A 16,558-nucleotide genomic window follows, 5' to 3' on the forward strand; every position below is an offset into this window, starting at 1 on the left:
TTACTAAACGATAAAAAATTCGTATGCTACTACACAAATTATTTATTTTACCCATAAAATTCAAAAAATATTGGCTACGCCAGTAATGTTAAGTTGCTTGTATGTTATTAAAACGACCATCAATAAAATTTAAAAATATGAATACGAAGAAGTATATCATTTATAATATCAACCTTCAAAAAGCGCTCTTATATCTTTCTCACTCATTTTTGAAACTAACGTTTGTCCTGGTTGTATTACTGCATCAATCATTTTCTTTTTCTTTTCTTGTAGTTGAAATATTTTTTCCTCAATGGTGCCTTTGGTTATGAGTTTCATCACATGTACCGCATTTTTTTGTCCTATTCTGTAAGCCCGATCTGTCGCTTGTTCTTCAACAGCTGGATTCCACCATGGATCAAAGTGGATAACCGTGTCTGCTCCCGTTAAGTTTAATCCTGTTCCACCCGCTTTTAATGAAATTAAAAATACTTCTCCTTTTCCTTCATTAAAATCTTTTACTAAATTTCCTCTCATCTTCATATCTGTTGATCCATCAAGATATTGATAGGATATCTTTAGCGCTTCAAGCTTTTGTCTAATAATTTTTAGCATACTTGTAAATTGTGAGAATAATAATATGCGATGCCCGCCCTCTATAGCATCATTCAAAATTTCTTCTAAAAGAATAACTTTTCCACTTGTATCTTGATAGTTTTCTATAAACATAGATGGATCACAGCAAATTTGTCTAAGCCTTGTAAGCCCTGAAAGAATTTTAATATGGCTTTTTTCAAATCCTCTATTCTTTATTTCCTCTTCAATTTCTCCTTTTATTTGTTTTAAGTACGCCAAATAAATTTTCTTCTGCTCTTTTGTTAATTCAGCTACAATTTTATGTTCAATCTTTTCTGGTAATTCTTTTAAAACATCTTTTTTTAGCCTTCTTAGTATAAACGGTCGAATATGTTTTCCTAGTATATCTAAAGCGCCTTGATCTTGATCCTTAACGATTGGTTTTTCAAATTTTTTCTTGAATTTTGTGTAAGACAAAAGATATCCTTGCATAGCATAATCAAAAATAGACCAAAGTTCCGCTATAGAATTTTCAATCGGTGTTCCTGTGAGCGCAAAGTAGTTTTTCGCTTTTATCTGCTTTACAGATTTTGCATTTTGTGACATCTGATTTTTTATATGTTGGGCTTCGTCTAAAATACAATATCTAAATGAAATATTCTCATACAACGCAATATCTCTTCTAATTAGGGGATAGGATGTAATCACCACATCATAATCCATCATCTTTTTAATAATCTCATGCCTTTCTATCTTATTTCCTGAAACAATTAATACTTTTAAGTTTGGTGTAAACTTTTCTATTTCTTCAGCCCAATTATAAACTAAGGACGTTGGCGCCACAATAAGAGATGGATATAATCCTTTCTCCTTTTTTTCAGATAAAAGAAAAGCTAATACTTGTAATGTCTTTCCGAGTCCCATATCATCCGCTAAAATACCCCCTAATCCATATTCAGAAAGGGTCTTTAACCACTTAAAACCAAATTTTTGATAATCTCTTAGAATTTCTTCTACCTCTTGTGGAATAGCATAATCAACATCTCCAGGTTCTTTAATATTTTGGACAAATTCCTTGAAAGCTAAATTCCGTTTTATAGATTTTAATTTCGTTTCTTTTAAATGTTCATCTAGATATAATGCCCTAAATTTAGGGATTTCTATAATCTCCTGCTCAAAATCCTTTATGCTTAAGTCTAGATAATCTACAATTTGTTCTACTCTCAGTAATTCTTCCGTATCTAATGGTAAAAATGAGCCGTCCTTCAATCTATAATATTTTTTCTTTTCTTTTAAAGCATGAAAAACTTCTGTTAATTCTGAATTTGTAATTCCCTCGACCCCAAATTGAAATTCTAATAAGTCATTTTTCGTATTCAGTCTAATCCCTCCTGAAAAGGATGAAACATCTTTTATTTCCATATTTTTGAAACTTTCAGAATAGTACACATCTGCAGCATTTTGAAGCTTACTCATTTTTTCATAAACAAATTCAAATATTTTTTCTTCGTCCTTTAAATATACTTGATTGTTTTTCACCTTAAAAGTTGCTTCTTCTAAAAGATTTAGTATTTCTTTTTCTTTCTCAATATCCCTCACAAGGATTCTCTCATTTTCATGTGTTTGCTTTTCGCTAGCTGCAAAAGGGTTGACCATTATATCACCATATAGAAATTTCGTATCTGCTGTAATTTGCTTATCTTTTCGATCAAGATATACTTCCACTTTAATCTTCGGTGCATAAATGGAAGATTTCACCTTTTCTGCTATATGAACTTTTCCCATTTTCCTTACAAAAGGATATACTTCTGATACGAATTTTTCATGATATGCTTCTGGAATTTTTATAATATTATCCTTCTGACTTAACAAAGCATGATAAAAAGGAGCAAAATTTTCCTTCTGCTCTTTTGAAATTTTACAAATTCCTTCTTCTGTAAAAAAATATTCTCCATCCGATACAAGGGGCACTAAGGTTTTTCCATAATGAATTTTTAATAGCAAATCTTTCTTCTCTTTTGCTAACTCAAAACTTAAAGGAATATCTTTTTGTAATATATTTATATCTTTGTAAACGGTATTCATAATCACTGCATGAAATCTTCTATGCTTAACCATTTCAAAAAATCTTTTAAGTGCATTTGTAGTAAGGGTTACTTTCTTCCCTTTAAAAAGACTGCCACTTCTAAAACCATAAGCATAATCATAGATAATTTTTTCATTTTCATAAATTTCTTTTAATAAATTTATAATTGATTGATCTTCTTGTTTAAACGTATGTTTCTTAGGGTCGAGTGTAAATTCCTTTCCAAAATAAAGTTCTTCTTTTTTTTCTATGCTTTCTATGAGCTTTTTTATACTTTTTACCATATAAAGCTTATTTTCACCAATGCGTAAGCTAAAATAGGAAGCCTTTTCTGCATGGTTATATGGATCCCGTTCAAATTCATAGGTTATTTCTAGTGCTACGGGGACTTTTATATCTGATTGCTTATAATGAAAAAAATTCAAAATGCCTTTGGCAACTTCTTGTGACTGTAAAACATTTAAATGTTTAAATCCACCTTGCTTATTTCTTTCTTTTACTTCAAACAAAACTGCTACAATATGTTTGCAATACCCCCAGTACTGGTCATAAGCAGGACAAGTACAAGAAGCATCATCAAAATTTCCATCTGCATCGAAATAAACTTTCACTCTATAATTTCTTGTTCCTAATACCGTTGCATAAAATCCCGACTTTTTTTTATCAAATTCTAATGTTTTTACTTTTTTCGCTAGATAATAGTTTTTTCCTTTTATAAATGTATTTTGATTTGAAGAAATATCCAATATCTCATTATTTGTAATATGAAACATATTTAGCCTCCATTATATATTCACTTATTATAATGATTATCATTTTTTAGAGATTTTAATACTGTCAATACATTTAAATATTATAACATACAATCTTTATACATTCCTATGTTATAGGAATTCAAAACTAAATTGGCTCATTTTTCATCGTATTTTAATAAGTTTACTCATTTCCAGTATATAGATTTATCTCTTTCTTATTCCTTAGTACTTTTTGGTATATACGTTTTTTGGTTGACATAATATATCCTATTTTATATAATATTCACTATGTAATCACATTACATTGGCTGAATCCCGTTTTTTTCGGGTACGGAGGAACCAACTTAGGGGTTAATCCATGTATTTTATGGTAGGGAACCTTCTTTCCCGAACCCGCCAGCTAACTTCGGAAGCAAATTACGGAAGGAGTGTATTGTGCATGAGAACGCATAAGAAAAGAGTTATTGTCATTTTTTTAGTTATTCTTTGCATAGGACTACAAGGAATAAGTGTCTTTGCTAGTGATTATGTTACATTAAAGTACGGGAGTAGAGGAAATGATGTAGTCAATCTACAAAAATGGCTTATCAGCAAGGGTTATTTAAATGATTCTGCTGATGGCATATACGGACCCCTAACAGAAAAAGCGATTATCAAATTTCAAATAGCAAGTCATATCACAGTAGACGGTATAGCAGGAAAACAAACCCAATCAACGCTTTATCAACAGCCTGTTTCAAGAGGGGCAAGCACCTCAAGAAGTGACTACGCAACAAATCTTTATTGGCTCTCTAGAATTATTCATGCAGAATCTGAAGCTGAACCCTATAAAGGAAAATTAGCTGTAGGAAATGTAATCTTAAACAGAGTAAATTCCAATGAATTCCCGAGTACAGTTAAAGGTGTCATATTTGAATATTACAAAGGTATCCCACAATTTAGTCCTGTAGCAGAGGGTACCATTTATACCACCCCATCACAAACAAGTATACAAGCAGCAAAAGATGTATTAAATGGAGACCTTGGAATAAAGTATGCCACATATTTCTTCAATCCTGACAAAGCAAAGGGGTCGTGGATTGTACAAAACAAAACTTATATGACGAGAATAGGTAATCATGTATTTTATCAATAGAAAAAAGGTTGTGATGCATTTATTTTTCATCACGACCTTTTTTCTTATTTCAAATACTTCGTTATGATACAATGAGTTTCATCCATCCCTCAGGAAATTTTCTTTCCATATACTGAAGAAATCCATTGGATGTAAGGGGCTTTCTTTCTACTCTATCTTTATGCAGAAAATATTTCATTGACTAAAAATCTTAGAAGCTTTGGTCCAGTTTCATATGAGTATTTTAACAATATTCTTTCAGTAAACTTATGCGCATCTTTTCCGTGTGGTCCAAAGTTCAATACAGGAAGGTTTAATTTTTTCATTGCTTCTATTGGTAGTTTATATCTAACCCCCCAAGTAGGCGTATTGGGTATAAGATAATCTATAACCACTTCAGCATCTTGAAGTGCAAAATAACTTAAATCACATAAACCCTGGAAATATTTTTGTTTTAATATTTTTTCATCGAAATCTTTTTTAGCCTTTTCAATCAATCGATCCACAATTTCTGCTATTTTATTTTCAAAAGGATTTTTCCCTTTAAAACCAACATGTGGATAATAGGGTGGTGCAAAAAATATAACAATCATAGGTTCTCTGTCAGGGCTAAAACTATGTACCTCAGCAACAAGCTTTGTACTTAAATCTCTTTCATCTAGTGACTTATCTTTTTTCCATTCATTCAAGCATTTTTCTATATGCTGATCAAGTTTTTCTCCATGCTCTTTTTTAGCCATTTCATATAGCTCTGTATATGAAATCACTTTCGGATTATATGCTGGAATTTCTACAGGAAGTCCAGACATATTTTTATATTTTTCACCTTGAACTTTTACTTTTTCTATGGCTGCATAAATCGCTTCCTCCCCTATTTTTTTTAGCTTCTCAAAGGCTTGTTTAGGAGACATTTGCATGGTCTGCAAATTATAATATGCAATGGAAGTTATAGGTGTCTGTGCAGAGTACAATTCCTTTGAATCCTTATATCTTAAACAAGTAGGCGGTACAGTTACTTCTCCCTCTACTTCATCAGATAAATCTGTATTCACTTCTAATCTACTCATGAATTCTGAAGCAATTAAATTTACATTTACACCTGCTAAACATTCGCCAACGTGTGTTTCCTTTCCTACAAAATAAAATCCTGGTAAAAGTTTCCCTACTGTTCCTGAATAAATGTATTTATTATTATCACCAGGATACGCCCCAAAGTTAGGTTCACAATTTAGGGCAGCAATAGGATTTAAATTCTTTTCTTCAACGAGCTTATTGATAAACGGAATTGCTGATAACATTCCTGCTGAATTAGATTCTTCATCTGGCACTGCTAGAAAAAGAAGGTTTCCATCAAAATCATTTATTTCACTATATTCTTCAAGAAGCGCCATTTGCCATGCAACCCCAGTCTTCATGTCTTGGAGCCCTCTCCCAAATAACCATTCACCAGAAAGTAAATCTTCTCTAGCATCCTTATAAAGTTCATCTGGATCTAATTTTTTTGTATATTCAACTGGATCAAATGCATAGTCCTTTAATGGCCCAAAATCTTGAATATCTACTGTATCTAAATGTCCTACTAATACTAAAGTGTCTTTTGATTTCCCTTTTCCTTCCACTAATGCTGCTACAAAGTTTCTCTCTAAAAAATCATCCTCTACTCGTCCTAAAAATAGATTTTGTGAATTCTCCTCAAAGTAAGGAACCCCACTAAGTAGATCATAAATTAACCTAGCCATAGCAACCTCAGTTTTGGTTCCTGATATACTATTTTGACCTACTAGTTTTAATGCCAATCCTTTTAATCCCTCTGCATCTTTCCACTTTAACATAATAACTGATCCCCCTATTTATTTTTTCATATATTTATTATTATTTACAACATCTTTAACATATTCATTATTATTTACAATGATATTAGAGCAACATTTTATGATGCCCTAATATTCATATATATTAAGACTTATAGGATTTACTTTTTGTCCCTAGATACAACTTGAATCCTTAAAAAATTCATTCTTCATTTCTCTTAATTCCTTCGTTTTTAATAGCACCCCAATCATATTAGAAACAACAAAAAGAGTTATACTTAAATTTTAAGCACAACTCCTTTTATTTAATCAAATTTAAATTTAGCCAATGCATCTGCCAATGCAGTATTTACTGATTCATTATTATTTTTTTGTTGATTTTTTAAATACTTTGTCACATCTCTCTTTGATCCTTGGTTTGTTTTTTCTTCTTTTCTCTTTTTAAAAGAAGTCAGTTTTTCTCTATATCCACATTTGCATACAAATATTTGCCCCTCGCCTTCACCACGCAACTCCATACCCACTTTCTTGCAATTTGGACATCTAGCTTTTGTATTTTTAGCAATCCCTTTTTTATAACCACATTCTCGATCCTGACAAACAAGCATTTTCCCTCCTTTTCCATTCACTTCTAATAAATATTTTCCACATTCAGGACATTTACTTCTTGAAAGATTATCATGCTTAAATAATTGTTGGCTATTCTTTATTTCATGAACAATTGCTTTCGTATAACTTCTCATATCGTTAATAAAAATATTTTTATTAAGTTTCCCTTTAGAAATAGATTCTAATTTTTGCTCCCATCTAGCCGTTAGCGCAGGAGACTTTAAGTCCTCAGGAACTAGCTTTAAAAGCTGTTTGCCTTTGGAAGTTATATAAATATCTTTTCCTTTCTTTTCAATCAAATAACTATTAAATAATTTTTCTATAATATCCGCTCTTGTAGCTACCGTTCCGATTCCTCCTGTTTGTCCAATTGTTTTAATTAAATCCTTATTTTCACTTTCCATATACCTTACTGGATTTTCCATAGCTGAAAGCAAACTTCCTTCATTGAAAGGCGCTGGAGGCTTTGTTTCTCCTTTAGTCTGAGAAATATTAGATATTTCAAAAATATCTCCTTTATTTAAATTAGGTAAGGTTTGCTCTGAAATAGATTCATTTTCGTCCTCACCATACTCAAAATGATCTTTATAAACTTCCTTCCACCCTTGGTTGATTACTATTTTTCCTTTCGCGATAAAAATTTCTTCTTCTATTTTAGCTTTTATTGTTGTTTGCTCATACTCAAAAGTAGGATATAAAACAGCTAAAAATCTTTTAATAACTAAATCATATATCTTTCTCTCTTTGTCGCTCAATTCTCTTATAAAAACAGTCTTTTCCGTTGGAATAATCGCATGATGATCTGTTACTTTCGTATCATCAACAAACGATTTGTCTGCTTTTATTAGTTTTCTTAAAATTTTCCCTGCCATAACATTATAAGGGCTCACACCACAGGCTTTGATTCTATCTTTTAGGGTATCTACTATATCTGTCGTAATATATCTTGAATCCGTTCTTGGATAAGTTAAAATCTTATGATGCTCATATAGTTTCTGCATAATAGATAATGTTTCCTTTGCAGAGTAACCAAAGATTTTATTTGCATCTCTTTGTAATTCTGTTAAATCATACAATTTAGGCGCATAGCTTTTTTTATAAGCTTTATTTATATCTATAATCTCGGCATTTTTGTTTTGTATAGATTTTAATATTTTATCGCTTTTATCCTTATCAAAAGTCCTGACATTTTTTGTTTTACTATCTTGCCATGTTAGCTTTAGATTATTCGTAACAGCCGTAATCCCATAGAAAGTCATTGGCTTAAAACTTTGAATCTCATCTTCTTTTTTAGCAATCATCGCAATGGTTGGCGTTTGAACTCTACCACATGAAAGCTGTGCATTATACTTACAAGTTAGTGCACGGGTAGCATTCATACCCACAATTTAAGTACCTAATATTTTTTTCATAAAACCTTTAAAGTTTTTATAATACACGGTTTTTAGTTTTATAAAATTATTATTTCATAAAACTTTATTCACTTGGATTCATCTTATAATTGAAACCGAAACTTTAACCTTGCATTCATTAAATTATTTTTACTTCTCCATTTATTTAACACTCATGAGAATGGTGTAATATGCCAAATTGGCTCATTTTTCATTTGTCATTTTTGACCTTTATTATTTTTCACATAAAAATAAGACCTGCCTAATGACATGTCCTATTTTTATAAATATATAATTTATAATTATTACTAGATTTAAGCTCTATGCTGCGATTACTTTATCACATGCTCTACCAGCTGAGCTAACTCCCCGCAAATACCGCATAGAGCTGTTATTATGAATAAACTATTCACAATACACCACTTCCTTTCGTATCTATCGTTGAGAATTCCAATTAAGTTACCAATGGTAGACCTAACTGTTGATTCTCCTATTAAAATAACTACATAAATACTTATGGTTGTTAGTGTGGGGAGTGTAGGACTCGAACCTACGACCTTGGCAAACAAATTTAATACTATAATTATACAATATTCTTATAGTAATATCTAGTCATTTGAATATTGACTCTGCCATTTCATCTTCAATCTCAATAACTTCCTTCTGCTCTTCTGTAAATGAATATTCAGCGACCAATACTTCTTCATCTTTTTTATTAAGATCTAAAAGTGTATTAAGTTCAAATTGCCTTTCAATCTTGCTTTTTAATTCTTCTTCACATTGCAATGGCTTTTCTAATTCTTTTTAGGTTACTCCATATTCCTTTCGTATTTTTCAACTAATATTCTTGGAAATCATCATAGTCGTTAGCCAGAAAATCTGAAGAACTGATTACATTAAGTTCACCAAATTGAATCGATGTTGCTTCTATTTCAATGGTTTTACTTTGCTCATCATGATTTGTTTTTTCTCATTCTACTTAGTTATAATTTCATACTTATATCCATACAATAAAAGACGGATGTACTTACCTTTCTTCAGTAATGGATATTTATAGTAAGAAGATTATAGAGTATGCTTATGGAAAATCTATGTCAGCAGAATTAGCTGTAAAAGCAGTTAAAAATGATTGTTTAAATGTGAAAAACACAAAAGGTATTCTCCTTCATAGTGATTTAGGTACACAATATACTAGTCAACTATTTGAAGATCATTTATGTAAAAAACATATTAGACTTACCGTTCATATAGTCATAAGCATATCCTGGAAGTCCTTCGGGCATAAATTGAATAGCAAAGCCAAATGCACTTAACAAATAATCAATAGGATTTTTTCTTAGTATACTTATCCTCACACTTTCTCTATATTTTAATTCTTTCAATATCTAACTTTATATATTCAAATGTCATACAACATTATTCTATTTCATATACTATAATATTTCAAAATTTTTTATCGACTTGATCCGGTATTTTGTGCAAAAGAAAAGCACCCTGTAGTGGGTGTAAGTTGGCTCCACAAATACAAATGTGATTGACAGACACCATGCTCTTCTTTAAAATTATCTTAACATTTTTCTTACTATAGAAGATGTCCAAATCGCAATCATAATGACCCCTATTATCATTTCTAATGCACTAAAGAATAGTCCCCAACATTCTGTGGGATATATATTACCGTAACCTACAGTAGTGAATGTAACAATACTAAAATGCAAGCTGACAGCTAAATCATTCAAAAATATTCTTGTATCTACATGTTGACTACCAAAAATATCATAATTAATATCAAAAACACCTGAATATAAATATATAAATGAAAATATAAAGATAATAATGAATGAAGCTATCAAACTATTCCATGGTAACTCTCCATATCCACATACAAAAAATGCCAACAATGAGTAAACCTTATGAAGTCCTCTTTCAGTACCTGATTCTATAAGCTTACCAAGATAAAAGCAATATCCATACTTATCTATATAATTGTTTTTTTGAAACTCATGTGAAAGACTTTTATACAACCTAGAAATATTTTTACAAACTTCCATTTCAAGCTGTGGTTTAATCAAAAAAAATAATTTAGTCAAAGATTTATGATACAAATTAGAAATTTGTTTAAAATAAAAAAACGATTTAGAATCTATCTCAATATTGTTTATATAAATTTCACTCATAATTTCTTCGATTACAAAATCTGTATCCTTTATTTTACAATTCAACATTTTAAGATCAAACATTGTATTAAATAAGAACTTTGAAAAGAATATGTCACTGTGTTCAAATTTGCAATTTTTCACCTTGGTATTACTAGCAACTATTTGATTGAATGTGCAGTTAATAAATCTCACTTCTCTGAACTCACTATGTAAAAAAATAGAATTATTAAATTTACAGTCTACAAATTCGATATTGAAGAACTGTGATGAAAAAAAATCAACATAAGAAAATGAACAACCAACAAACTTCAAAGATATACAGTTTGTTCTAATAAATTTACAGTATGTAAAATCGTCGCGTATTTCTTTTTTTTTCAATTCATCTCCTGTAGAAGTTTGAAAAAATATGGTTTCTACGTACTTAGTATATTCATTATTTAACTTTATATCATTAAAATTATATTGTGTTGACTCATATTCTTTTATAAAGTTTTTTAGTTTATTGTCAAGTTTCTCATCTTGATTTTTTTTATATTCCTCAAGCTTTCTTTTTAAATCTTTTTCAGAAATTGCTGTTTTTTTTAGATTTTCAGCTTCAAATAAAAGCAACTTTGCATCTTGAATTTCGCATTCCATTGTATAGTCTTTATAAGCAGAACTTTCAATATCTCTTTCTATATTTTTATACATTTCATTTATAGCTTTAACTACATTTTTATATAAATCTATTATCATTTAATTGCACTCCTAATTATTACTTGATCTAAAAGTATATCATATAAATCAGATTATTCTTGTCGAAATATCTGGTTTATGCATATTTACATACCAACTAATCACTAATATCGCATTTATGAACTAGGAAGTTTATTCCCTAGCATACAAAATGAACTATACTAATTCATAAAAGACACCACTTTTTAGTGATGCCTCATTAATATTTCAAGTCATCATGTTCCCTCACTCACAAAAACCATGAAAAGAACATATTCTTATTCAAAAGCCCCATAAAATCAAGGTTTCTTATATAGCTTTACAACCATCTGAACATGTGTAGTATGTGGAAATATACCTTCAGAAATATAGTAATTTACAATAGGATTCAGCAATCATACTATAAATTTTAATAAATTACAATAATCTTTAGCTTTTCCACTAAACTAATCATACCCTTAGCTTCCCTATGAAAAGAAATTCATAGGGAAAACTAAAGGAAACTCTCAATTATTTTACTAGGGAATTTTGATTATCATAAACAACTGGTTATCTATAACTCAACCAACATTTCACATAATTTCAAAAACCGTTCAAACATTTGTTTACCATTCCGTGAATCATTTAATTCTATATATGTTTTTATCATTGAAGCTAGTCCAAAATAATAAAAACTTTTATAAAAAAATTTAAAGTATCTATATATTATTTCACATCCTTTTATAAAATGTGAATGGATCAGGTTTGATATCTTTAGTTCACAGAACGTTCCATCTTTCTCCTTATACAAATATAACTTTCAACTATAATTGATCTCAAAGCTTAAAAAACACCAAGTTTTTCACTAGGTATATTTTACCACAATTTGATTTCATTATTTGTTTTTATGTATAATTTTGTAGATATAAAAAAGCAACTACTTTATGTAGATGCTTTAAAATTTTGTTGTTGCAACTTCGTTGTGTATTTTATTTAAATTATTTATTGTTTTATCTGGATTATCATAGTATGTTTTTACAATTTTTTCACTTTCATTAATTATATTTGAAATTTGTTCAATATTTTCCCCTTTTTCTTTTAATCTTTTTATTTGTTTACACAACCTTATCAGTTTATGTTCAATATATCCATTTTCACTAGCCCAATTTTCAAGATATTCAACACGGTTTTTAACTTTTTTATCCTTCGGAAATTTTTCTAATATCCATTGCTGATTTTTTATCCACATCTTAAAACCATCATGTTCAATCTCTCTCTTATTACTTTCCATTATCTGATTATCTATATCTTGTTCAGTCATATTTTTTTTCTTATCTACAATATCCATTATTTTTTGTACATGTTCATCCTCTTTAGAAAGTTTATGAATTTTATTAAAAATTTCACTTCCTATATATTTTTCTATTTTATCCACTTGGAATATTTGAAGAACTCCAAACCAAGGAACATCGATACCAAATTTTTCACTAAAATCATATCGAATAGTACCTAATGGGTACTTAACTAAATGGAGAATAACAACTACTAAAACTACCTCTTTAAATTTCTTATACCACTTAATAAAAGCTTTTTCTTCAAATGTATTCATATTTGATTTTAAAAAACCAACACGATTTGAATAAAAACATCCTTTAGTATGTACAAAATTATGTAAATCATTAAGTTTTAATAATCTATCTTTAATATTATTTTCCTTTTGAAAAGCTTCGAAATTTTTATTCTTAGATATCTTTTTCCAAATTTGCTCTAATCTTGGTGTATCTTCTTTTGAATTCAACCAGTCCTTAATCAGTATATGTCCATCATCATTAATATTCCAATATATAGACAATAAACCTAACTCTAATACACTTCTTAATGAAGTATGAGCTTGTTTATAGTAGCCCAACGAACATAGATTGAAAGATATTTGAAGTTCATCCCATGAATCTTGATATGGAAATGAATGTCCAGATGAAAAATTCTCGTTTGTTTGTGGTATTATATCTATAATACTATAATACACCCAAAATAATTCATTGAGTTCATCAAATAAATTTTTCTCCTTTAAATATACTTTTGTTTTTTTGTATACCTCTACCCCATTTTCTAAATTATATGTTAATGGCATAAACATGTATATTCCTCCAAATTCTTAATTTATAGGTACATACTTTCATATATTTACCTAATAGCATTATATTAGAACTAGTACTTTGTCCAAGTCTTTGACTCAAATCCACTATATTATTAATACTTTTTTAATACCTCAAGCTTGTCTAGTTCTGAATATTTTGCAATTTTATTTTTTAATGACTTAAAATCCTCTTCATGACAATTACGCATTTTTATAACTTCTGAATATTATGCCCTTATATGCTTTTCAATCTCTTTTCGCTCATTAATACAATATTTAATATCATTTTCGGTTCAATTCCCCCCTGTTTTAGCTACATAAACTAGGGATAATAAGAAGCTGATTATTTTACATAACATTTCGAAGTTCCGCCATCCTACATGTTTTTCGTAGCAGGGTGCACAACTCACGTAGCTATCACTTCAACTAAATTAGTGCAATGATATCATCTTCTATTTTTTTCTTTATTTCCCTCAAATTATCAATTTTTGTTAATTCATTATACTTTATAGAAAATTTATCTTCAAAAATATCTCCACCAAATATATTTTTAAAATCTGTAATTAATTCATTGCTATATTTTTGTATAAAACTCTTTTTATCTTGATATGTAAGCTCCTCAAAGACATACCTCATATCAAATCTTGAACTTAGTGGTTCTGGTATAAATTTAATATAGTTTTGTTCATTTAGATTAGAAGTAAAAATAATTATATACTGATTCATATCATGTTCTACACCTAATCTATCTGTATATTTACCATCTTCAAGAAGTTCATAAAAGAAGTTAAATACTTTATTATCAGCTTTTTCAAATTCATCTATCAATATAATTTTTGACTTTGAGCTTTTAATCTTATTTGTCAACTCTCCTCCATCTTCACTACCAACAAATCCTTTTGGAGATCCAATCAAGCTGTTTAATACATCCTTAGTTGAGTAATTTCCAAAATTCAGTTTAATTTGTTTCTCATTTGGAAATATTATGCGATGTAATTGTCTTGCTAATTCTGTTTTTCCAATCCCAGATTTTCCACATACAAAAACCGATAATATTTTTCTTCTTCCTAATGCATTTAAGTATTTGTATTTTATTAGGTTTTTTCTTAAATCATTTTTAAATTTGTCATGTCCATGTAAATTATCATATAGTTTATTTATAATCTCATCTATATTATCTAGATAATTATTAGTAGCTTGTTTTTCTAAATTTTCTTCTTCTATTTTTTTACTAATATCATCTGGTAGATCCTCATAACTAGTAAATAAAAATGGGAAGATTTCGTTACATTGTTCTAGATATTGTTTATTAATCAAATATTTCACATTATTCTTTTTCAACAAATCATTTAATATTAATTCATAGTTAAATATTTGATCAGCTCTAACTTTCAAGTATTCAACAAGAGAAGTTAGCTCAATATAAATTGATTCATTAGTCAGCTTTTCAAAATCAAACTTTACATTTATCCCATCATATGATTTAGCCAAATGAGTAAAACTATATATTAATTCATTATCAATGCCTGCTCTTATATCTCTGATTTTTTCATAACTATAAATATATTTCTTAGAACAGCTTATTGTAGTTTTAGGCTTTGAATCTTCAATATTATCCTCATTATTAACAAAATACTCAACCTTACTTTCTTTAAATAAATATGGAAAAATTTTAAAAAAATTATCCGTTTCTTTACTTAATAATAATAATTTAACATCTGGAAAATGCTCCATTAATTCATATAAATAATTTTCAAAAAAAGTTCTATAATATCTATCATTATTTACATCATAGAAATAACTAGTTATATCTATAGCATGCTTATCAAGCTGTAAATCATCAATATTATTGATATCAGAACATTGTCGATAGATAAAAGAGAATGATACAAACTCATAGTTTACCAATTGTAATTTAATTTTTGATAAACACTCATAGTCATATATAACTAGTCTATACTTACTCATTTGATTCACTCTCCTCAAAACTAATTTCTTGAATAATAGCTATTAAATCAATCAAATGATGTTCACCATCTAACCTTTTATGGCTAAAGTTAAAATATGAAAGTGGATTTTCAATATTCTCTTCACTAGAACTCGATTGTAATAATCCATTTGTAGAACCTTTTTCCTTTTCTTTTTTATAAGATTGTGATAATAGTTCAAGAAATTTCGAGGATATACTATCTATTTTTGCAAAGTTAATTTTACCTCTATATATTCCTATTATGCTAAGCTTTCCTAATTGCAAATCGTTATGAGAATAACTATTTTCAAAATAATTCTTAGATTTATATGGTATCCTAATTATGTATTTTTCACTATTCTCTTCAAAAGTATAATCTATAGTAAAATCATCCAACAATTCATCCATCATTTTGGACATATTTAATTCAATGTTATCATCATTTGAAACATTTTTCATTTCACTGTCTTTTAAAATGTTTAATATCATAACTGTATCATCTGTGTTTTGTTGATTTAAAGTTGTATTTGTAAACATTACTACTTTCCCTAATTCCGTTTTTTTATTTTCTTTAGCATTTTTTGCTACTTTATATATTTTTCTAAGCATTATAGATTTAGTTGTTTTCACATCGAAACTTTCAAAAACACTTTTTTTATTGTTATTCTCTTTTACTTGGTTATGGGATATCCCTCCAAGACCATCTTTAGTAAAATTAAAAGTACTATCATATTTTAGTATCTCTTCAGAAGATTGTTCCATTTCTACAGTTTTCATGATTTTATTATCTAATAACATAGCAATCTCATGAACTTTTGAAGTGTTTATATAGAACAAATTAAATAAATCTTTTTTATTATTTTTCTTAAAGTTAATTTTACTGTCATCATACTTACTACATAAACATATTAAAAACAATAGTCCAAAAAAGAAGATCTGAATTATAATATCTTCAAATTTATTGTAGAAATTATTTATGTATGGAAAATTGATTATCAAAGATATAAATATTGAAGATATTAACGTTATTACAATTAATTCCATATTCTCAAAATATTTTCTCCTAATAATTTTTTGTATAAAATTCAAAAATATAATTATAAAAATAGGAATAAAAACCCAATATTTATCAATCATATTATTTGTATGTAACAAAAAATATATAGTTACAGATATTGTTCCAATAAACATTGCGGTCAAAAAATTTATAATACTCTTTAAGTGTGATGACATCAGTTCTTTTACTTTTTCTTTAAACTTCACTCTATTATCGTTCATA

At 28.5% G+C, this 16,558-nt stretch carries 10 protein-coding genes and 1 riboswitch; of the genes, 2 read left to right on the forward strand and 8 right to left on the reverse strand.

The features are described from left to right. Positions 1–168: 168 nt before the first annotated feature. A complete protein-coding gene (locus tag EV214_RS02245) occupies positions 169–3,414 on the reverse strand; it encodes a DEAD/DEAH box helicase (protein ID WP_132242270.1) in 3,246 nt (1,081 codons plus the stop codon). A gap of 278 nt (positions 3,415–3,692) precedes the next feature. Then, positions 3,693–3,827, forward strand: a riboswitch (cyclic di-AMP (ydaO/yuaA leader). An 8-nt stretch (positions 3,828–3,835) separates the two neighbouring features. Between EV214_RS02245 and EV214_RS02250 the strand changes: the two genes are divergently transcribed. Continuing rightward, positions 3,836–4,531 carry a cell wall hydrolase gene (locus EV214_RS02250; protein WP_132242272.1) on the forward strand — a complete coding sequence of 232 codons (696 nt, stop codon included), beginning with the start codon at positions 3,836–3,838 and terminating at the stop codon, positions 4,529–4,531. A gap of 158 nt (positions 4,532–4,689) precedes the next feature. Here EV214_RS02250 and EV214_RS02255 read toward each other — a convergent pair whose 3' ends face one another. The 3 genes from EV214_RS02255 to EV214_RS18585 all read right to left on the reverse strand — a co-directional run bounded on the left by EV214_RS02255 (position 4,690) and on the right by EV214_RS18585 (position 9,107). Continuing rightward, on the reverse strand, positions 4,690–6,342 hold the full coding sequence (locus tag EV214_RS02255; protein WP_132242274.1) for a M20/M25/M40 family metallo-hydrolase: 1,653 nt from the start codon (positions 6,340–6,342) through the stop codon (positions 4,690–4,692). A 284-nt stretch (positions 6,343–6,626) separates the two neighbouring features. Beyond that, positions 6,627–8,309, reverse strand: a complete 1,683-nt coding sequence (gene topB, locus EV214_RS02260) for a DNA topoisomerase III (RefSeq protein ID WP_132242276.1) — start codon at positions 8,307–8,309, stop codon at positions 6,627–6,629. Positions 8,310–8,933: 624 nt separating this feature from the next. Then, positions 8,934–9,107 carry a hypothetical protein gene (locus tag EV214_RS18585; protein WP_165916182.1) on the reverse strand — a complete coding sequence of 58 codons (174 nt, stop codon included), beginning with the start codon at positions 9,105–9,107 and terminating at the stop codon, positions 8,934–8,936. Positions 9,108–9,322: 215 nt separating this feature from the next. Here EV214_RS18585 and EV214_RS19595 point away from each other — a divergent pair, with 215 nt between their 5' ends. Beyond that, positions 9,323–9,634 (forward strand): DDE-type integrase/transposase/recombinase, encoded by a 312-nt coding sequence (locus EV214_RS19595; RefSeq protein WP_279233095.1) that lies wholly within the window; start codon positions 9,323–9,325, stop codon positions 9,632–9,634. Between the two features lie 249 nt (positions 9,635–9,883). Here the strand turns inward: EV214_RS19595 and EV214_RS02270 are convergent, their stop codons facing one another. From EV214_RS02270 to EV214_RS02285, 4 genes are all read right to left on the reverse strand, one after another. Further along, entirely contained in the window at positions 9,884–11,215 is a 1,332-nt protein-coding gene (locus EV214_RS02270; protein ID WP_132242278.1) for an ion channel, read from the reverse strand. A 913-nt stretch (positions 11,216–12,128) separates the two neighbouring features. After that, positions 12,129–13,310 (reverse strand): hypothetical protein, encoded by a 1,182-nt coding sequence (locus EV214_RS02275; RefSeq protein WP_132242280.1) that lies wholly within the window; start codon positions 13,308–13,310, stop codon positions 12,129–12,131. A gap of 426 nt (positions 13,311–13,736) precedes the next feature. Further along, complete coding sequence (locus EV214_RS02280) at positions 13,737–15,278, reverse strand: AAA family ATPase (RefSeq protein WP_132242282.1); 1,542 nt, start codon at positions 15,276–15,278, stop codon at positions 13,737–13,739. Then, positions 15,271–16,557, reverse strand: a complete 1,287-nt coding sequence (locus EV214_RS02285; protein ID WP_132242284.1) for a hypothetical protein — start codon at positions 16,555–16,557, stop codon at positions 15,271–15,273. Before EV214_RS02285 ends, EV214_RS02280 begins: the two co-directional genes overlap by 8 nt. Between the last annotated feature and the right edge of the window lies 1 nt (position 16,558).

The organism is Marinisporobacter balticus (assembly GCF_004345705.1).
Classification (GTDB): Bacteria; Bacillota; Clostridia; order Peptostreptococcales; family Thermotaleaceae; genus Marinisporobacter; species Marinisporobacter balticus.